The following is a 19,184-nucleotide window of genomic DNA, read 5'->3' on the forward strand; positions in this document are numbered from 1 at the left end:
CGCTTGGCGCCCCTGCTCCGCCCGGACCCCGACTCGTTCCCCGTCGAGCCGCCCGACGACACCGATTCCGCGGAGGTGATCGCGGCGCATGACTGGGCGGCATTCAGCGCGGTGGAGGAGGTAACCGATCATTGGTCCCGGCCTGGCTGGGCGGACGGCAGCCGCGCCTACTACTGGATGCTCACCTTCCCGTACCACCCGGAGCTGAGCGCGCTGGCCCTGCGGTGTCAGAAGGAACTCGCCGGGTTGGGTCTGGACCCTGTGCCGGCGGACGACGGGCTGCACATCACCCTCGCCCGGGTTGGCTCCCCGGACGACGTCACGCCCCGGCAGCTCGACGCCCTCGCACGGCTGGCCGCGACCGTCCTTCCCACCGCGTTCTCCCTTCGCGCGATGCCGCTGGCCGGGTCACGCGGCGCCGTACGGCTCTCCGTCGCCCCCTGGAGGCCACTGGTCAGCCTCCACGCCTCGCTCTCAAACGCAGGGCACGCACTGGCGATTGCCACCACCAGGCCAACGTTCGCCTTCCGGCCCCATCTCAGCGTGGCCTATCAGAACGCACGCCGCCCGGCGGCGCCCGTCATCGAGGCCGTTGCGCCGCTGCGCTCCCTCGACGATGTCGACATCGCGGTGACGGAGGTGCGGTTGGTCGAGCTCCGGCGCAGCGGGGCCACCTACCGGTGGGATGTTCTGCATTCTCTGCCGCTGGTCACCACTTAGCGCCGCCAGGGCTCAAATTCACCGCTGCGACGACCGCCTTGCCCTCAGCGGTCGGCCAGACGAACCACTTCGCGGCGAGCAGCTCCACCAGGACGAGGCCCCGGCCGTTCTCCGGGATGTCGTCGGGGTCGTCAGCGAGGACGCCGCGTGGCTGGACGGATCCGGTGTCGCGGGCGGTGTCGTGCACCCACATGAGAACGATGTCCTCGTAGACGTCCAAGGTCATCCTGGTCGGGCCGGCGTCGGTGTGCTCCATCGCGTTGGCCACCAGCTCGCTCACCACGGACACCGCGTTGTCGATGCGGGACGGTGTGGTGCGGCCGGCGAGCGCGTGCCGTACCTGCTCGCGCGCAAGTGCCTGGGGGTGGTCCGCGTGATCGAGCTGGACCCAGCGGTGCTGGACTGCCCCGTCGGCGAGATCGCGTGTCCGGACGTCGGTGGTGCGTGCTGGGGTCATCGTGCCTCTCGCAGACTGACGGTGATGCCCTTGCTGATCTGGGCGGGCCCGGACACATCAGCCTCGTAGCAGCCGGGTTGCGCCGGTACGCCGTCCGCCCGCCTCTTCGGACGGCGTCAAACGGCGGAAGAACGGCGTACCGATGGCGTCGGCTCCTCAGTCAGGGTTGCCGATGTGCCCGGTCTGCGGTGAGTGACCGGGCACGGGGCCCGGCGGGGCCGCTCAGGGTCCTCACCGTCTCCCCCTGCGGCCCTGGGCGGGTTCTCCCCCTTCGGTATCCCGCCGACGCCCTCCGAGAGGTCCACATGAGTGCTTCCTTCTCTTCCGGCCCTTCCTGGCAGCCGGGCCGCACCCCGCGTCCTACCGCTCTGCCGATGACTCCGATTGGCCAGCGTCGCCGCGCGATCGGGCGCCCGTCGTACAGCTGGGCGTTGCCACTCCCGCAGGGATGCCGAGCTCTGTCGGCCACGGAGCGACTCGCCCTGGCGTGCATCGCTTGTGGCGAGGACACCGCAGGGACGGCGCGCGCCATGGGTATCGAAGCGGTGACAGTGCGCACTCTCCTGCGTCGTGCCACGGTCAAGATCGGTGACGGGCCCTCGCGTACCGCCGTCGTCCACCGAGCGTTTCTGTACGGCCAGTTGCCGGCGCCCGTACCGCTGGACGTCGGGACCGTGCGGTTGGAGCAGTGGACCGTGCTTCACTGCCTGGCCGCCGGGATGAACCTCCCGCAGATCGCCGCCCAGACTTCCTGGTCCTACCGCACGGTCAGGGCCTACGCCGCAGCCTTGTGCCGCACCCTGGGCGCCCGGAACCTCCCGCACGCCATCTACTGCGGCTGGAAAGCCGGCTACCTCGGCCCCGCCGCGCGCACCCGCCACGGCGAGACCTGACCACGAGCACCGGCGCGCGGTGGCCAATCTCAAGGTCACACCATACTCCCGGCCCCTGGCACCGCCACCTCGGCTCTGCCTGCGGATCGGGTCGGCAACACCCGCCGCCCTCCCCGTTCACGGGAGAGCCGCGGAGGAAGACCCCGGGCCGTGTCGCAGCCGGCACGGCCCGGGGTCGCCGTACCGCTCATCCGACACCGACGAAGGAGACCGCGTGCATAACGAATCCGACTTCACCAGCCCGCCGGACCGACGAGTCGGCGGCCTCGCCTTGTTCCGAAACGGAACAGGCGCTGTCCTGCTCGTGGAGAAGAAGTACCGGACGGGACTGGCGCGCTGGGGCCTAGTCGGCGGCAGCGCGAAGCCGGGCGAACCCGCAGCCATCGCCTGCCAGCGCGAGATCCTGGAGGAGACCGGCCTCAAGGTCGTGCCCGAGCGTCTGCTGGCCGTGCACTACATGCCGGCAGCGCCACCTGTGCGCGAGGGGTTCAACTTCGTGTTCGACGCCGGCATCCTGCCCGACGACACCGCCATCACCCTGCCCGAGGACGAACTCGCCTCCTACGGCTGGGCGGCCCCCGACGAACTGCCCGGCCTGGTCGCCCCCTACACCGGCTGGCGCATCACCAGCGCCCTCAACGCACTGGCCGGCGGTCCCGTCCGCGAACTCGTCGGCCACCCGCCGGACGACTGGCACACGCTGGCCGCCTGAACTCGCTTCGTACGCGAGACCCGAGCGAGCGCGCCGCGCTCTGGGGGTCCGCGACACCAGTGACTACTGCCCGCCGGGCCTTCAGCATCCGCGGCGCCATCACAGCCGGTGATCTCCGTTCGGCGAGCTATCAGCTAATCACGACGGCGACCGGGTCTGGTGCCGACGCTGCTCTGCACGCGTACTACGCCGCCCGCGACAAGCGGGCGGCGTAGTACCGGGGGACACGCGCAGCGGTCCTTCAGCGGCGGCGTGGTTGAGGTGCCTGTTGCGGCACGACGGCCGGTGCGGGGTGGCTTGCCGGGGCGGGGGTTGGTGCCGGGCGGCGGGCGGGGGGTGTGGTGGTGCCGAGGTGGTGGAGGCGCCAGACGAGGACGTTGCTGATCGACTCCGCGGTGTGGAGTTCGCGGTGTTCGGCGGATTGGGCGAGGAGGTCGGCGGTGTTGTGGCCGGCGCGGTGGGCTTGGTCGATCATCGCGAGGAGGGCGGGGAAGCCTGGTTCTGTTTCGAGGCGGTCGGCCAGGTGGGGCAGGGCGTAACGGACCACTTCGGTGTGACGCTGCCTGGTGTGGTGGGGAAGGCGCTCGCTGTGAGTGCGCAGGGCAGCCAGCGGCCTGGCGGTGGTGGCGCGGTAGGCGGCGCGGAGGTGGTCCGCGGTGCGCTGTGCGGCTTCGGCTTGCTGGGCGTGGCTGCGGGCGCGGTGCCAGCGGACGGCGGCGATCACGGTGAGAACCAGGAGATCGAGGACGAACGCGGTAACGGCTCCGTCCGCGCTGCGGCCGACGGCGGGGCCGGAATGGACTATCTGGCGAGCGGCGCGGCGCAGGGCGTGCATCTCCGTTTCCCGGGCGTGGATGTGGGAGCGGGTGGCGCGTTCGAATGACCGTGCCGCCTTGCGTAGTTCGGTCCGTCCGGCCCCGTGGGTGGTCTGGGCGAGGGAGTGGATGACCTCGCCGACGCCGATGAGGTGGGCTGCCGTGGCGGCGTCGTCCTGGCCGATGGTGAGGGTGTCGAGGGTGGCGGCGGTGAAGCGGCGGGCGCGGATCGGCGCCGAGGCGTCACGGTGTTCGAGCCAGGTGGTCGCGTCGTCTGTGTCGGTGGGGTCGAAGCGTTTGCGGATGCGGGGGAGGGAGAGGTCGGGGGCGAGGGTGGAGCCGGAGTACCAGACGGGCTCGTTGTCCTTGTTGCGGTCGCCGACCATGGCGACGGAGTAGCCGATCACGTCACCGGAGGGGGCGATGCGTTTCTTGATGCGGACGCCTTCGCCGGCCAGCCGGTCGAAGAACTCGGTCTCGTTCGCGGCTCCGGCCAGCGCCTGGTGGACGTGTTCGCGCAGCAGGTCGCGAGATGTGGCTTCCTGACCGCGGCGTTCGGCTTTGTGGCGCTCGGCGCTGGTGGCGCGGGTGTCGGCGGTGCCATCTCCCGACGCGACGCGGTGGAGGTCGTAGTCGTTCTCGATGTGGCGGGCTTCGGTCTGGGCGCGTTTGCCGGAGCGGTGGTGATCAGGTCGGCGGCCGTCTTCGCGGACGAGGGTGGCGATGATGTGGATGTGGTCATCCGCGTGGCGGATGGCGGCCCATCGGCAGCCGGCGCCGTCGCCGGGGTCGATGCCGGTGGCGGCCACAATGCGGCGCGCGATGTCGCCCCACTCGGCGTCGGTGAGGAGGCGGTCGCCGGGGGCGGCGCGCACGGAGCAGTGCCAGACGTGCTTGTCGGGCCGTTGATCTTTGGGCAGCAGGTGGAGGGGCTGGTCGAGGAGGTGCTGGAGGTCCTTCTTCGTCACTGTCGGGTCGCGGCCGGGGTCGGGGGCCATGCCGTCGAAGGAGGCGACCAGGTGCGGATCGACGTGTTTCTCGTGGGTGCCCTTGCCGTAGAGGTAGTGGAGCAGGCCGACGGTGTTGCCGCCCTGCTTGTGGATGCGCGGGATCAAACCGCCTCGCCTTCCTGGCCGTTGGCGACCCGGTCGGCTGCGCGCGTCACGGCGTTGGCCGCGCGGTGGATGTCGGCGATCACCGGGGCGACATCGAGCACCTGGCCGCCGGAGTTGAGGACCCTGGCGATCTGGTTGACGTTGCTGCCGGCCCAGCCAAGCTGGCGGCGCACGGCGAACAGCTCGCTGAGGACTTCCTGTTCGGTGGCGATGGTGGCGGCGGTGCGGGTCTGATCTCGGGCGGCGGCGAGCGCTGAGTGGGCGAGGAACCCGGCGACGGTTTTGCCGACGGCGTCGGCGGCGGCCTGGATGACGGCAAGCTCGCGCTCGTTGAGGCGCACGCTGTGGGCGGGACGCTGCTTCCTATCGCGCAGACGCGCCCTCCCCTTGACCTTGCCCGGCTGCGGTCCGCCCTCGGTCACAGCCTTCCCGTCCGGCGCCCCCTGGCACCGGACGGGCCCCGCCACCCCTGGGGCGGGGTCTGGTTCGGACGCTCCCCCTGCGGGGGAGTGTCCGAACCTCCAACTTGCTCCGCTGTTTCGGGTGTTGATGTCGTCGCTGATGGTGTCGGGTGCGTGGTGCTGGTGGTGCATGGGGCGGTTCTCCGTGGGGTTCATTCGGCGGTGGTGAGGGAGGCGTCGAGTTCGGCCTGGAGGGTGCGGGTAGCTTCAGCCAGGCGGTTCCTGCCGACGCGGTAGCCCTGGTCGCGGACGGCGGCTTCGATGTTGCGGCGGGAGATACGGCCGCTGCGTCCTCGCGGCGCCTTACGGCCGATCGAGAGGAGCTCGTCGTCGGTCACGCTCGGCCGGTGCTCATCGGATGTCGGCGAGGGGCGCGGGGCGGTCGCCGCAGCGGTGGCGGGGGGCTGCGGCACGTCGCTGACGGCGGGAGGTCGTGCGGCGTCCGGCTGGCGGCGCATCTCCTGCGGGCCGGTGGGCTTGTGGCTTCGGGTGGCGTCGCCGCTGTGGCGTGCCGCGCCGATGTGGCGGACCGTGTTGCTGTGGCGGTCTGCGGGCGTGTTGTGGCGGGGGTTGGTGGTTGTGGTGTGGCGGCGGACGACGAGGTAGAGGTGGACGGCGCCGGCGAGGGCGAGCGGGGCGATGGCGGACAAGGCGCCGACGGTGGCGTCGTCGAGGCGGAGGCCGTCGTCGTGGCGGGTGGTCTGGTTGAGGCGGACGGCGTGGAGGCCGTTGGCCCAGATGCTGGTCATGGTGGCGGCGGCGACCAGGAGCCAGACGTAGAGGCGGGAGCGCAGCGGGGCGGTGCGCAGGATGAGGAGGGCGACGATGCCGATGGCGATGAAACCGTCGATGACGAGAGGGAAGACGTAGGTCAGCGGTCCGCGGATGTGGATGGCGACGGCCATCTGCCGCAGGGCGTCGTAGGAGAGGGCGAAGCCGGTGGTGCCGAGCAGAGCGATGCCGGCGCGTATCACGGCGGTTGCGGGCGCAGGGGCTTGGGGCATACGGGTGGAGCTCCATCATGTGGTGCGGGCTGCGGGCTGCGGGCTGCGGGCGGTGGCGTTCACGGCGTTCACGAGGGGGGCGTTCACGCGAGCCCCCTTCTAAAGGGGGGCTCGCGCGTGATCGCCTAGGCGCGTGAACGGCGTGTACGGTCGCGTGATCGTCTGACCTGCGGTTTCGCTGCGTCCGTGGAAGGTGTGAGTGCTTCACGGCGGTCTATGAGCGGAGGGGCCCGTGTACGGTCGCGTGAACGCTCCGCGAGGGGTGGGCGCGGGTCATCGGACGGCGGCGAGGTGGCGGGCGGTGGCGTAGTAGCGGGCCTGCTGGCCGCCGCCGTTGCCGCCTGCGGTGCCGTCGGCTTTGGTGGCCAGGCCGCTGGTGACGAGGCGGGCGAGGTGGCGTCGTGCCTTCTCCACGTCGGCGCGCTCGGGCTCGCCTCCGCCGATCAGGACGGTCGCCAGGTCGCGGGCGGACAGGCCACCAGGGGCGTTGCGCAGCAGGACGGCGGGGTCCTTGGTGGGGTCGACCGTGGTGGTGCCGCGTTCGTGGTTGTGTGTGACGTCCAGCGGGCCGATCTCGCCGGTGGGGGTCTTCAGGTGGTGCACGGTGACAGCGGGATCACCGGCCCGCCCGGCCACGAACAGGACGCTGCCCGCGCCTGCGGTGAACCAGGTGGAGCCGTAGACCTGATCCAGGGCGGGGCGCTGGCCGCGCGGGGCGTCGGCGGTGGCCTTGCGCTGGTGGTGCAGTTCCATGATCTCGACGCCGCCTCGCAGGGCGCGCATGCGGGCGTTGTGGAAGGCGACGGCGAGGCTGTCGTCGACCATGGTGCTGACCGCGTCCTTGAGGCTGTCGATCACGATGGTGTCGGCCTGGTGCGCGGCGGCCAGGTCGGCCAGGAGGTCGGGCTCCTTGTCGAGGGTGGCGGGCAGCGGGCCTTCCCAGACGACGAGCCGGTCCCGCAGGACGCTCTCGTGGTCGGGGGTGATGCGGCGGGCCATGGCCTTGGCGATCTGCCGGGGGCGGTCCATCGCCAGATACAGCACCCGCTCGCTCGGGGCGACCGGCATGTCCAGAACGCTGCCCGCGAGGCCGAGCCGGGCGAGGATCACCTGGTGGGCCAGCGTGGTCTTGCCGACCCCGGGTGCGCCGACGATCATCAGGCTCTCGCCCGGCGCCCACGCGGTCCTCTCCCGCGTCCCCCACAGCGGCTCGCAGTCCGCCCCCGACTCCCGGACGAACGACCACCCGTCGGTAGCGAAACGGAACAACCGCCCCTGCCCGCAGGCCAGCGCCCGCTCGCGTTCGGCGTTCACCTCCGCCTCGATCTCGGCGCGGATCGCCTCCGGATCGGCCCCCGGCTCCTGGGCGCGCTGGACGGTGCGGACCGCGGAGCTGAGCAGGCGGCGCAGGTCGGCCCTGCCACGCACGATCTCCGCGTGGAACTCCGCGCTGCCGGATCCGTAGTACACGTCGGCGAGCTGGTGCAGGTAGCCGGCACCACCGACGCGCTCCAGGTCTCCCTGCCGCGCAAGCCGCTCGCTGAGGACGATCGGGTCGGTCGGCCCGTCCTCACGGCGCTGGGCGAGCAAGGCGCGCCAGACCGTCTCGTGCGCGGGCCGGTAGAACGCCTCCTCGCCCAGCACCGGCCGGACAGTATCGATCACTTCGGCGTTGTGCATGCAGGCACCGAGCACCGCACGCTCGGCGTCCACGTTGTACGGCGGTTCTGCCGTGCCCAGCGGCGACGTGGCGGCGGATTCGTGCCGGGATGGCATCGAGGGCGGCATGGGCGTACCGTTGGGCATGGAACTCCTCACCCGGCGGGCCATATGGGGCGGCAACCCCGGCCGAGCCGGTCGAATCGTTAGGTATGGCGGTTGTGGGGTTTCTGCTTCGCCCCCGGTGTTCGCAGCACCGGGGGCTTCTTCGTGTCCACCCCCGTCCAGGGGCAGCCACGACACTACCACGCACGATTCAAAACGGAATGGCTTGCAATGCAGATCGGGTTAGTGTTAGCTAGTCGTCATCGGACACGCCTGCACGGCCAGGCACCCTGACGGGAGGAGGTGGGGGTGACGAGCGGCGAAGACGGCGCTGTCCGCGCCGGTACCGACCGGCCGGAACCGGAAAACCACGTCGCTGAGCGGATTCGCATGGAGCGCGAGGTCCGGGCCTGGAGTACCGCCAAGCTCGCCGAGGAGATGACCAAGGCCGGCCACCCGATCAACCAGTCCGCGATCTGGCGGATCGAGAGCGGCAAGCCGCGCCGCCGGGTCAACCTTGACGAGGCACTCGGCTTCTGCAAGGTCTTCGACCTGCCTCTCGACGAGCTGACCAGCCCACCCGGCAGCCTGATGAACGCCCAGGTGAGACGCCTCGTCGGTGAGTACGTCGAGAAGTGGAAAGAGTGGCGCGCCCTGGGCAAGGCCCAGGACCGCATCATGGCCGAACTCGACGACTACGCGAAGGCCCACCCGGACCAAGCTGACATGGTCAAAGTCCTACTCATGCACGAGCTCGAAGTTGCCTCCGCCGGAGAGTTCCGCCACCACCGTGGCGCGCCCAGCAAGCTGCAAAGCTGGCTCGGCCCCGACCGCATGTGGCCGGACGACGATTCCGAAAGCCCACCCACCCAGTAGCCACCCCGCCACGGCACGTCGGCGCTGCGAACGCCGACCCTGCCAGTCATGTGCCCCTGACGTCCCACAACCGCCATACCTGTTCGATCGACCGGCCCGGCCGGGGTTGCCGCCCCGTATGCCGCTGGTGAAGGAGCCTCCTTGTCCGACAGCACCTCCCTGCCCCTTGCCCAGATAGCCCAGCTCCTCGACGTCCCCGAAGACTCCCTCCGCGCCCTCATAGCCGCGCGCGGCGGCAACCAGGGAGACACCACCCTCGTCGCCCTCACCGTCGCCGAGGCCGCGCGCCGCATCGGCATCGGCCGCACCACGCTCTACAAGTACGTCTCCACCGGCGAGATCCCCTCCGTCAAGGTCGGACGGTTGCGCCGTGTCCCGGCCGAGGCGGTGAACGAATTCCTCCAACACCGCCTCAGCCGCCAGGGCTTCGACGCCGCGGCTTGAGGGGGCGCTCATGACCGAGGACACCAAGCCCCGCCAGCCCAATGGCGCCTCATCCATCTTCCGGGGCAAGGACGGTCGCTGGCACGGCTACGTGACCGTCGGCATCAAGGACGACGGCACCCCCGACCGGCGCCACGTCAGCCGCAAGACCCGTCCCGAGGTCACCAAGGCCGTGCGCGACCTGGAGAAGCAGCGCGACTCCACGGGCGTCCGAAAGGCCGGTCAGACCTGGACGGTAAAGACCTGGCTGACCCACTGGGTGGAGAACATCGCCGCGCCCAACGTCGGTGAGAACACCATCGACGGCTACCGCGTCGCGGTCTACCACCACCTCATACCCGGCCTGGGCGCCCACCGCCTGGAAAAGCTGGAGCCCGAGCACCTGGAACGCCTGTACCGGAGGATGCAGGAGAACGGCAGCGCCGCCGGTACCGCCCACCAGGCGCATCGCACCGTGAAGACCGCGTTCAACGAGGCCGTACGCCGCCGCCACCTGACCATCAACCCGGCATCGGTCGCCAAGGCCCCCAAGGTCGAGGAGGAGGAGGTCGAGCCGTACACGCTGGAGGAGGTCCAGCGCCTGCTCCTAGAAGCAGGCAAGCACCGCAACACTGCCCGCTGGGTGATCGCGCTCGCGCTCGGCCTACGCCAGGGCGAGGCCCTCGGCCTGACCTGGGAGGACGTGGACTTCGAGGCGGGCGTGCTCTTCGTGCGCCGGGGCCGCCTGCGGCCCCGCTACAAGCACGGTTGCGGGGACAAGTGCGGACGCAAGCCCGGCTACTGCCCGCAGAAGATCAACACCCGGCGCGAGACTAAGGCCACCAAGACCAGGGCCGGCAAGCGCACGATCGGCGTCCCCGAGCAGCTGCTGACGCTGCTGCGACGACACAAGGAGGAGCAGAACCGCGAGCGAGTCACCGCCCGTGACCTGTGGGTGGAGAAGGGGTACGTCTTCACCTCGCCGACCGGCGAGCCGCTCAACCCCAACACCGACCACCACAAGTGGAAGGATCTGCTGAAGGCCGCCGGTGTCCGCGAAGGCCGGCTCCACGACGCCCGCCACACCGCCGCCACCGTGCTGCTGATCCTCGGCGTCCCCGAGGCCGTCGTCGACCGCATCATGGGCTGGGAACCCGGCAAGTCCGCCCGCATGCGCAGCCGGTACCAGCACCTCACCGGCCAGATACTCCAGCAGACCGCCGCGAAGGTCGGCGCCCTGCTCTGGGGCGCGGCACCCTCTGCCCCTCCACCGCCCCCTGGAGGCCCCACGCCCGCCATGAACCAGGACTCCGGCCCGGCGGGCCCAACGGTGTACGTCGCCCGACTCGGCGAACGCCGCATCCCCTTCCTGCACCGCGACCACGCCGAAACCGTGGTCAAGCAGTGGGGTACCGACCACCCCGACCATGCCTTCGAGGTCGAGGAATGGCCCCGGAAGAAGTGGGAGGACAAGGGCCCCGGCGGTGCCAGCGCCATCCGCACCAGCATGCCCGACCGCCGCACCGTCCACCACGCCTACGCCCTGTACCTGCCCGGCGGTGAACGACTCAACATCGGCCGCGACGACCAATGGTCGGTAGCGGCCTGGGAGTTCGAGTCCGACCTCTATACAGATCTACCGGTCCGCTGGCACACCACCCGCCGCCCCGGCCAGGAAGTGGAAGCGCACGTGCGTGGTATCGATGCGGCGGCAGTTGGTTCGGCATTCGCTGAGGCGTGTGCCGCGGCCGTGGATCGAGCGTGTCGCCCCGAGAAATACGGAGACGCCGAGCCGTAGCGGCATGCGCCGAAGTGCGTGGGGGCGACGGCAGATGTCTGCCGCCGCCCCCACGTTCGTTTCGCAAGCCTGTGCCAGTCCCTAGCCAGCTCACGTCACCGTGCTGGCCGTTCTCTCTGGGAACGCTTCCGCCACGGATCGTCAGTCGACCAGATAGTGGGCCTCGATATAGGCGACGGTCGAGTCATACGGCTCCCCTACCGGCTTGAGCATGTACCGGCGGAAGACCGCGGCGGTGGCACGCCGGACACCTCGGTTGCGAGCGTCGGCGTTGTCCCACGACCGGGCGAGGGTGCGGGTCACCACCTGATCGATCTCCTCAGCCAGGTTCCGCTCCGTGATGGTGAGGCCGGGCGGTGCGTGGTCGCGGATGATCCGCGACAGTACGCCTATGTGGTCATCGTCCACCACGACGACGGCTTCGTCGGGGTGCTTCTCGGCGTCGACAATGGCGCGGGCGACCCGGAGTGCGTCAGACAGGAAATCCAGGGCGTCCTGGGAGTTCTGGATGATGCGGTCCCGCAGGCGTTTGATCCGCTCCGCGAGGGCGGTGTACTTTGCAGATCCCGGATCGACGCCTTCGTCGAGAGAAGCCTTGATGCGGTCAAGGATCTCGGCTGCTGAGGGCGGGGGCTCGTCCTTGCTGTCGGCCTTACCCGGCTTGGGACGTACGAGGGCCAGCAGTTCCCTGAGGACGGCGATGCCGTGTGCGTCCAGGGCCAAGGGCTCCTCCTGGGACGCGACCACGGAGAAGGAGTGGACGTGGGCGTTGATGATCTCCAGGACCATCGGCCCCAGCTCGTTCAGCCGTTCCTTCCGCTCCTCGTCGGAGGACTTCTTGAAGAGCGTCGTGTACGCCGACCCGAACAGACCAAAGCCATCCCGGTACTTGGCGACCCGCTTGTCGGTGTTAATGAGGGGGTACAAGCGGGCCAGCAGTCGGTAGTCCCTGGAGAACGCCTTGGCGGCATCGGGGTCGGCGTCCAGAAAGACGTTGATCGCTCGCACGGACGCGTATCCGTGGACTGTGAGGTCCAGACCATCCACATCCGAGAGTAGGTCCTCGATGCGTGCGAAAGTGGTGCGGAACTCGGCGACCAGCTCGGATACGTCGGCGACGAATCCGCCGCCCTTACCGACTCCTGCCGTGGTGGGGTCGACGACAGCTCGCTGGACTTCTTCGGCCAGGCCGATGTAGTCCACGATCACACCGGAGGTCTTCACGAACCCGGTCGGGGACACCCACGTGCGGTTCGGACGGGTGATCGTCTGGAACAGATTGTGCGCCTTCAGCGGCTTGTCCAGGTAGAGAACGCCCTCGTTGGGGGCGTCGAACCCGGTCATCAGCTTCGCCGTCACCACCAGGAAGCACAGCGAGTCATCCGGGCTGAGGAAGCGCCGCTTCTGGTCCTCCTCCTCGACCTCGGAGAGCTGGAACTTCCGCATGGCGGGGATCTCGTCCTTGGCGTCCGATACGGAGATGTTTACTTCGGCGCTGATCCGGTCGTGCTTCCCGACCTCGGCGACCACCTGCGACGCCTCGAAGCCGGCCAGCAGCTCGTTGATCTTGCCCGTGTACGCCACGGCCAGTTCACGGTTGTAGGCGACCACCTGAGCCTTGAGACCGTTGCGGTAGGCGCCGGCCAGGTAGTGGTCGACGATGTCCTGGCAGACTGTGTGGACGCGGTCAGGGTTGGCGAACACCGACGTGAGGCGTCCGAACTTGCGGGACAGGATCTCGCGATCGGGGTCTTCAAGGTCGAAGTCGTCGGCGAACTGGTCGAACTCTGCCTGCAGCGCCTGGTCATTCATCTCGAAGGAGACCGGGTGCGGATCCAGCATGATGGGGACGGTGGCCTCGTCCAGCAGAGACCGGGACACCGAGTATCTGTGCATCACCCTGTCCGGGTCGGTCTCCTCGCCGAAGAGGGCGAAGGTGTCGGTGGCGAGGTTCTTGATAGGAGTGCCGGTCATGCCGAAAAACTTGGCGTTCGGCAGCGCCGCACGCATCTGGCTGGCCAGCGACTTCTTCTTGGTGGACTGGGTGCGGTGCGCCTCGTCCACCAGCACGATGATGTTGTCACGGACAGACAGGTCTTTGCCTGCGTCGGCGAACTTGTGGACGGTGGTGGAGATGACACCGCGCACATCGTCGGCCAGCAGTGAACGCAACTGCTGGCCGGTAGCGGGCTCGTGGAAGTAGGCGTCCCCCATAGCGGAGGTGTACACACCCGACGTCTGCTGGACGAGATCAGTTCGGTCCGAGAGCAGGATGATCGTGGGCGACTCCGTGCGGGGATCTGAAAGCAGCAGCGACGCGGCGAACACCATCAGCCACGTCTTTCCGCTGCCCTGGTGGTGCCAGGCAAGCCCCTTCGAGCCGCCCGACAGCACCCGCTTGTGGATCAGGTGGGCAGCTTCCAACTGCGGGTAGCGAGGTAGGTACTTCTTGTCGGCCCCGCCGCCGGCTGTATCAAAGAGAGCGAAGTTGGCGAGCATGTCCAGGACTGTGGCCGGGTTGAGCAACAGCTCGACGGAGCGTCGCACGTCTGGCTGGCCGGCCAGGTTCTCGTCGTCGGCGGTAGACCGGAACGGCTGCCACAGGTTCGTGGGCGCGCCGACGGGGCCATACCGCAGCTTCAGCCCGTCGGAGGCGACGGCGAAGACGTTCGGAGTGAAGAACCACGGGTACTCGGTTGCGTACACATTGTTGATCTCGCGGGCAGCGTCGGCCCATCCCGACTTCGAGGTCGGCGACTTCACCTCGACTACCACCAAGGGCAGGCCGTTGACCCAATACACGAGGTCGAACCGGCGGGAAGTCTTGCCGGGGATGGTGATGGTCACCTCGTCCGACACGACCAGAGTGTTGGAGGTCAGGTGCTCGAAGTCGATGATCTTCAAGGAGTGCCACGCGCCATCGGCGTCCCGGAACTCCTTATGTCCACGCAGCAGATTTACTACCTGCTCGTTGGCTCGCACCAACCCGCCGTCGACGGCGTTGACCGTGGCAACGATCTCCTCGACCACTGCGTCCACGGCGAACGCGTCGATCACCCCAGGATTGAGCCGGACGATGGCGTCGCGCAGCTGGTTGGCCACCACCGTTTGCGTTGTCTCACGCCGGAGTGACCTGCCTGCTGTGTAGCGCCAGCCCATCGGGAGGGACCACTGGATCATCAAGTTCTGAAACTCGCGCTCCCGAATGCCCTTTGCCACGGCTTAGCCCTCCAACTCGGCAGGCTCGATGTCGATGGTGCGGTCCAGTAGCTCCGCCAGCAGCCCGGCCCGGACTGCACGGAGGCGGGCAGCCTCTGCGCGGGTCGCCGCGACGACCTCGCTCATCGAGTCGAGTTCTGCGGCGATGCGCTCCTGGTCGGTCACGTGCGGGAGACGCACTCGCATGCCGAGCGCTCGCCTAGACCCGATGTGCTTGATGTTGGTGCCGCCAGCGACCTCACGGAATTTCCCGGACTCGTAGGCCCAAAGGCACCAGTGCTTGACGAACGCCGCAATGCTTACGCCTTGGATGGCGCGATAGCGAAGCAGAGTGTTCTGGAAGCAGACCGGGGCTGGAATCTCGTCCCGCCACATGGCTGGCATTCCTACTGCGGTCTCGCTCGCGCTCCCTTCGGAGACTAGGACGTCCCCGTACCGAAGCCCGAAGGTCTCACGCTCGCTCGGGTTGAAGTCCATCTCTAGTACGTCGGAAAGGTCGAGAGTTCCATAGCCGACGTTGGCAGACCGTAGGTAGGGAGTCATGTGCGGGCCGGAGGCCCGTTGCGGTGAGCGCTGGCGTCCCATCGTGATGTCGAATGCCTCGTCCGCCCGGACTTCGTCGGCGGAATCATCTGTCATCAGGTCGGCGCGAAGGCGACGAAGGACGTCTCGAAGCGCATACGCCTCCGCGTCGAGCGCGGCGATCTGAGCATCGACCGCGTCGATGACCTCGACGATCCGCTGCTGCACCGGCAGTGGTGGAATTTCCAAGACGATGGTGAGGAAGTCAACAGGCTTCACTCGCTCACGCCTGCCCCCCATCCCCTTGGACGCCCCCTGAAGGGCAGCCCACATGCGCTGTGTCGTGGCGAGGATGCGAAAGAAGTCGGGGTTAGCCTCGGATGAGAAGGCGAAGGTGGGGAATTCCTGCGAGGCGAACGATGTCGGCAGGTCGCCGGGTGTGACGGTGATCGCACCCTCGAACGCCTTGAGCCGACTGTAGACAAGTACGCCCGGGCGGATGCGGTTGAGCTTCTTGTAGGAAGTTGAACTTCCGGCCACGGCATCGCGGAAAAGCAGACCTCGCCCCCGGTTCAGCACCCCCACGATTGGGTAGCTCTGGTCCGGGTCCACCTCCACGGGTTCCACGTTCAGGGTTAGGTACCGTGCCAAAGGCGACGGGGTCCAATTATCCTGAACCAGGGCGGCATCGTTATGGCCCGTGGTGTCGCTCATCGAAGCGCCGGATCCCTGCGGTGGAACGGCTACCTTGCGACGTACGGGAGTTTCCAGATCACCGAGGCTGGTCTGCTGCCAGTCACTCATCGAAGCCCTCGATCCCTGCGGCAGAGAGGACCGCGAGCATGCGCTTCTCGGTCTTTTGGCGCTCAGCCCGGGCGATGTTGTAGGCGTCGATGAGGGTGCCGAGGTCCTCCTGCTCCGCGGCGGCCTGCTTGATGTAACGGCTGATGTTGAGGTCGAACCCGTTCGCCGCGATTTCTGTGGCGGGGACAAACCGCGCCGAGAGGCCAGCCTCTCCGTCACCGTCGGAGCCCGAGTGATAGGCCGTCACGACGTCGGTGATGTCTGCGTCAGTAAGGAGGTGGCGGTTCTTGGCTTTGGTAAACCGTGTGGAGGCATCGATGAACAGCACGCCGCCCTGTCGCTCCGTGGTCTTGGTGCCCGGGGCGCGGAATACCAGGATGCAGGTCGGAATCGTCGTGTTGTAAAAGAGGTTCGACGGCAGCCCGATCACGGCTTCCAGGAGGTCGTCCTCCAGGACGCGCCGGCGGATAGCTGCCTCCTGACCACCTCTGAAGAGGACGCCGTGCGGCAGGACGACGCCGGCACGGCCCTTCCTCGGGGCCATGCTTGCGATCATGTGCTGCACGAACGCCCAGTCCGCATGTGACTGCGGGGCGACCCCGCCGATGGCCCGTGGGTCGTTGCTCCACGGCTTCCACTTCAGGCCGTAAGGCGGGTTGGCAAGGATCACGTCGAACTGTGCGATGGACCCGTCCGGACTCTTGAACCGGGGGTCCTTCAGCGTGTCGCCAACCTCGATCTTGAACTGGGTCAGGTTGTGCATGAAGAGGTTCATACGGGCCACACCCGCAGTGTCTGGTACGGCCTCCTGCCCGTGCAGCTTGAGGGTGTAGCCACGCCCGCCGTGGGCCTTCAGGAGATTCGCAGAGGCGATGAGCATGCCGCCCGACCCGCAGGTCGGGTCGTACACGGACTCGTAGCTCTTCGGGTCCAGGATCTCGACGATCAGCTCGACGACCTCGCGCGGGGTGAAGAACTGGCCGGCACGGGTGCCGGACCCGTCGGAGAACCGCTTCAGCAGGTACTCATAGGCCCCACCGAGTACGTCGTGGGAGATGTTGCCTTCGTGCATCTTCGGCGTTCGGTCCATCGCCTGCATGACCGCCGCCAGTACCTCCCCCGACAGCACCTCCTCATTGGTCCATGCCATGGCCCCGAACAGCCGGGAGAACTTGTCGGGGTTGGCTGTCTCGATGGCTTGCAGGGAGGCGCGGACCCGCTGGCCGAGGCCGGGCTGGGTGATGGTGGCCAGGATGGACGACCAGGAGGCTCGACGCTCGGCGACAGTGCCGGGGTAGATGCACGGGATCTCGAACGACTGGTAGTCGCGGTACTCGATCTCGTGGGCTTCCTCGGCCGAAAGGTCCTCCAAGCCATCGTTCTCGGCCCGAAACTCCTGGTGGTGGTGCTCCCATGTGTCCGACAGGTACTTCCAGAACATCAGCGGGAAGACGACCGAGGCGTACTGCGCTTCGGGCATCGCCACGCGCAGCTCGTCGGCGGCATCCCACAACCGGTTCTCGATCTCCTGCTGGGTCACTGCCATCAGTCGGGGGTGTCCTCGCTCGTGAAGGGGTGGCGATCTGGGGCCGTGGAGTTGCTGCTGGGCATCCTATTTCGTCCCTATGACAGCCTGTGTCCCTCACGACGGAGCTGCGGGACGGCGCGGGCGCCGCCGCATGTGGCGCTGGTGTACGAGCTCGCTGAGTAAGTCGACACTTGCGCACGCGGAGGATGTGTCCGACTGCGTCCCGTGGTTGCGGAGGCGAGGCTCCGGGGGACATCCAGGCCCCTCATCAAGGGACCCGGCCCCGACACGGGGCGACGCCAGAGTCTGTCCGCAGGAGCTCTGGGCCGTCCGCCCCCGCCCCCCAACTGCAACCAAAACTGCAACCAGGGGACGAGGAAGGGNGGCGGAGGATACGAGATTCGAACTCGTGAGGGGTTGCCCCCAACACGCTTTCCAAGCGTGCGCCCTAGGCCACTAGGCGAATCCTCCGCCGGAAACAATACAAGACGCGAGGGGGTGCTCGCGAACCCGTACCCCGGGAGGGCCGGTTGCGAGGGGGTGCGGAGGCAGTGCCGGTGATCGGGTAGGCTGGCGGCAGCCCCTCACGTGGCGCTATCTCGCTGAACTCCCCCAGGGCCGGAAGGCAGCAAGGGTAGGCGGGCTCTGGCGGGTGCGTGGGGGGCCCTGACGTGTGCCCGCTGTCGGTGGCGCCCGATATCGTCGGAGGCGTGTCGTCCCTCGCGCTGTACCGCCGCTATCGCCCCGAGACCTTCGCGGAGGTCATCGGGCAGGAGCATGTCACCGACCCGCTGCAGCAGGCGCTGCGCAACAACCGGGTCAACCACGCGTACCTCTTCTCCGGCCCGCGAGGCTGCGGCAAGACGACCAGCGCGCGCATCCTGGCCCGCTGCCTGAACTGCGAGCAGGGCCCCACGCCCACCCCCTGCGGCATCTGCCGGTCCTGCCTGGACCTGGCGCGCAACGGCCCCGGCTCGATCGACGTGATCGAGATCGACGCGGCCTCGCACGGTGGCGTGGACGACGCCCGTGACCTGCGCGAGAAGGCGTTCTTCGGCCCGGCCTCCAGCCGGTACAAGATCTACATCATCGACGAGGCGCACATGGTCACCTCGGCGGGGTTCAACGCCCTGCTGAAGGTCGTCGAGGAGCCCCCGGAGCATCTGAAGTTCATCTTCGCGACCACCGAGCCGGAGAAGGTCATCGGCACCATCCGGTCGCGCACCCACCACTACCCCTTCCGTCTCGTGCCGCCGGGCACTCTGCGGGAGTACCTCGCGCAGGTCTGCGAGCGCGAGAAGATCCCGGTGGACAGCGCGGTGCTGCCGCTGGTCGTCCGGGCCGGCGCGGGCTCGGTGCGCGATTCGATGTCCGTGATGGACCAGCTCCTGGCCGGGGCGGGCGACGACGGCGTGACGTACGCGATGGCGACCTCCCTGCTCGGCTACACCGACAGCTCGCTGCTCGACTCCGTCGTCGACGCCATCGCCGCCGGTGACGGGGCCGCGGCCTTCGAGGTCGTGGACCGGGTGATCGAGGGCGGGCACGACCCGCGCCGCTTCGTCGCGGACCTCCTGGAGCGGCTGCGCGACCTGGTGATCCTGGCCGCCGTGCCCGATGCGGCCGACAAGGGCCTGATCGATGTTCCCGTCGACGTGCTGGAGCGGATGAGCCGGCAGGCCTCGGTGCTCGGCGCGGCCGAGCTGAGCCGGGCCGCCGACCTGGTCAACCAGGGGCTCACCGAGATGCGGGGGGCCACCTCGCCGCGGCTCCAGCTGGAACTGATCTGCGCCCGGGTGCTGCTTCCCGCCGCCTATGGGGACGAACGGGCGCTGCTCAGCCGCCTGGACCGGCTGGAGCGCAACGCCCTGGCGGCCGGGCCGGCCGCCTCCGCCGCTCCCGCCGCCCCGGCACCCCCCTCACCGGCGCCTGCCGCGCCTCCCTCACCGCCCGCGCACCATGCTCCCGCCGGTCCGGGCGGGGCGGGGCCAGCGGGGGAGCGCCGGGTTCCCGCGCCCCCGCCGCCCGCGGACGGGCAGGGCCCTGCTCCGGGCGGGCACGGGCCCGGCGGGG

14 protein-coding genes, 1 tRNA gene, 1 other RNA gene and 1 pseudogene are annotated in these 19,184 nt (G+C 68.8%); 8 read left to right on the forward strand and 9 right to left on the reverse strand.

Features of this window, described 5'->3' with window-relative positions:
• Window positions 1–3: 3 nt before the first annotated feature.
• Entirely contained in the window at window positions 4–720 is a 717-nt protein-coding gene (locus tag ABD299_RS23945; protein ID WP_344266567.1) for a 2'-5' RNA ligase family protein, read from the forward strand.
• On the opposite strand, the gene ABD299_RS23950 is transcribed toward ABD299_RS23945, so the two are convergent.
• Window positions 710–1,177, reverse strand: a complete 468-nt coding sequence (locus ABD299_RS23950) for an ATP-binding protein (protein WP_344266570.1) — start codon at window positions 1,175–1,177, stop codon at window positions 710–712. The two genes, ABD299_RS23945 and ABD299_RS23950, sit on opposite strands and share 11 nt — an antisense overlap.
• Before the next feature lie 530 nt (window positions 1,178–1,707).
• Here ABD299_RS23950 and ABD299_RS23955 point away from each other — a divergent pair.
• Window positions 1,708–2,070: a helix-turn-helix transcriptional regulator gene (locus ABD299_RS23955; protein WP_344266572.1), complete on the forward strand. Its 363-nt coding sequence runs from the start codon at window positions 1,708–1,710 to the stop codon at window positions 2,068–2,070.
• A 214-nt stretch (window positions 2,071–2,284) separates the two neighbouring features.
• Complete coding sequence (locus ABD299_RS23960; protein WP_344266574.1) at window positions 2,285–2,782, forward strand: NUDIX domain-containing protein; 498 nt, start codon at window positions 2,285–2,287, stop codon at window positions 2,780–2,782.
• Window positions 2,783–3,023: 241 nt separating this feature from the next.
• On the opposite strand, the gene ABD299_RS23970 is transcribed toward ABD299_RS23960, so the two are convergent.
• From ABD299_RS23970 to ABD299_RS23985, 4 genes are all read right to left on the reverse strand, one after another.
• Entirely contained in the window at window positions 3,024–4,712 is a 1,689-nt protein-coding gene (locus ABD299_RS23970; protein WP_344266576.1) for a relaxase family protein, read from the reverse strand.
• Window positions 4,709–5,134 (reverse strand): plasmid mobilization protein, encoded by a 426-nt coding sequence (locus ABD299_RS23975; RefSeq protein WP_344266579.1) that lies wholly within the window; start codon window positions 5,132–5,134, stop codon window positions 4,709–4,711. Before ABD299_RS23975 ends, ABD299_RS23970 begins: the two co-directional genes overlap by 4 nt.
• 191 nt (window positions 5,135–5,325) lie before the next feature.
• Window positions 5,326–6,177, reverse strand: a complete 852-nt coding sequence (locus ABD299_RS23980) for a DUF2637 domain-containing protein (protein ID WP_344266581.1) — start codon at window positions 6,175–6,177, stop codon at window positions 5,326–5,328.
• A 273-nt stretch (window positions 6,178–6,450) separates the two neighbouring features.
• Window positions 6,451–7,983, reverse strand: coding sequence for a DnaB-like helicase N-terminal domain-containing protein (locus ABD299_RS23985; protein ID WP_344266582.1), 1,533 nt, complete (start codon window positions 7,981–7,983; stop codon window positions 6,451–6,453).
• Between the two features lie 267 nt (window positions 7,984–8,250).
• Between ABD299_RS23985 and ABD299_RS23990 the strand changes: the two genes are divergently transcribed.
• From ABD299_RS23990 to ABD299_RS24000, 3 genes and pseudogenes are all read left to right on the forward strand, one after another.
• Complete coding sequence (locus ABD299_RS23990) at window positions 8,251–8,817, forward strand: helix-turn-helix domain-containing protein (protein WP_425581412.1); 567 nt, start codon at window positions 8,251–8,253, stop codon at window positions 8,815–8,817.
• A gap of 141 nt (window positions 8,818–8,958) precedes the next feature.
• Window positions 8,959–9,261, forward strand: a complete 303-nt coding sequence (locus ABD299_RS23995; protein WP_344266583.1) for a helix-turn-helix domain-containing protein — start codon at window positions 8,959–8,961, stop codon at window positions 9,259–9,261.
• A gap of 10 nt (window positions 9,262–9,271) precedes the next feature.
• Window positions 9,272–10,507: pseudogene (locus ABD299_RS24000) on the forward strand (tyrosine-type recombinase/integrase); the annotation flags it as partial.
• 672 nt (window positions 10,508–11,179) lie between these two features.
• Here ABD299_RS24000 and ABD299_RS24005 read toward each other — a convergent pair.
• The 4 genes from ABD299_RS24005 to ABD299_RS24020 all read right to left on the reverse strand — a co-directional run bounded on the left by ABD299_RS24005 (window position 11,180) and on the right by ABD299_RS24020 (window position 17,582).
• Window positions 11,180–14,257, reverse strand: coding sequence for a type I restriction endonuclease subunit R (locus ABD299_RS24005; protein WP_344266587.1), 3,078 nt, complete (start codon window positions 14,255–14,257; stop codon window positions 11,180–11,182).
• Between the two features lie 3 nt (window positions 14,258–14,260).
• Complete coding sequence (locus tag ABD299_RS24010) at window positions 14,261–15,583, reverse strand: restriction endonuclease subunit S domain-containing protein (protein WP_344266588.1); 1,323 nt, start codon at window positions 15,581–15,583, stop codon at window positions 14,261–14,263.
• Window positions 15,576–17,129 (reverse strand): type I restriction-modification system subunit M, encoded by a 1,554-nt coding sequence (locus tag ABD299_RS24015; protein ID WP_344266590.1) that lies wholly within the window; start codon window positions 17,127–17,129, stop codon window positions 15,576–15,578. Before ABD299_RS24015 ends, ABD299_RS24010 begins: the two co-directional genes overlap by 8 nt.
• 368 nt (window positions 17,130–17,497) lie before the next feature.
• A tRNA-Ser gene (locus ABD299_RS24020) sits at window positions 17,498–17,582 on the reverse strand.
• Between the two features lie 105 nt (window positions 17,583–17,687).
• Here ABD299_RS24020 and ffs point away from each other — a divergent pair.
• Together ffs and ABD299_RS24030 are read left to right on the forward strand one after the other, a co-directional pair.
• Window positions 17,688–17,782, forward strand: an RNA gene (gene ffs, locus ABD299_RS24025) — signal recognition particle sRNA small type.
• A 39-nt stretch (window positions 17,783–17,821) separates the two neighbouring features.
• Window positions 17,822–19,184 (forward strand): DNA polymerase III subunit gamma and tau (locus ABD299_RS24030; protein WP_344266592.1); only part of this gene is annotated, 1,363 nt, incomplete at its 3' end.

This window comes from Streptomyces sodiiphilus (assembly GCF_039529215.1).
Taxonomy (GTDB): Bacteria; Actinomycetota; Actinomycetes; order Streptomycetales; family Streptomycetaceae; genus Streptomyces; species Streptomyces sodiiphilus.

Coding starts and splice junctions, on each gene's coding strand:
- ABD299_RS23950 (WP_344266570.1), bottom strand. CDS start 1,177: ATGACCCCAGCACGCACCACCGACGTCCGGACACGCGATCTCGCCGAC.
- ABD299_RS23955 (WP_344266572.1), top strand. CDS start 1,708: ATGGGTATCGAAGCGGTGACAGTGCGCACTCTCCTGCGTCGTGCCACG.
- ABD299_RS23980 (WP_344266581.1), bottom strand. CDS start 6,177: ATGCCCCAAGCCCCTGCGCCCGCAACCGCCGTGATACGCGCCGGCATC.
- ABD299_RS23985 (WP_344266582.1), bottom strand. CDS start 7,983: ATGCCCAACGGTACGCCCATGCCGCCCTCGATGCCATCCCGGCACGAA.
- ABD299_RS24010 (WP_344266588.1), bottom strand. CDS start 15,583: ATGAGTGACTGGCAGCAGACCAGCCTCGGTGATCTGGAAACTCCCGTA.
- ABD299_RS24015 (WP_344266590.1), bottom strand. CDS start 17,129: ATGGCAGTGACCCAGCAGGAGATCGAGAACCGGTTGTGGGATGCCGCC.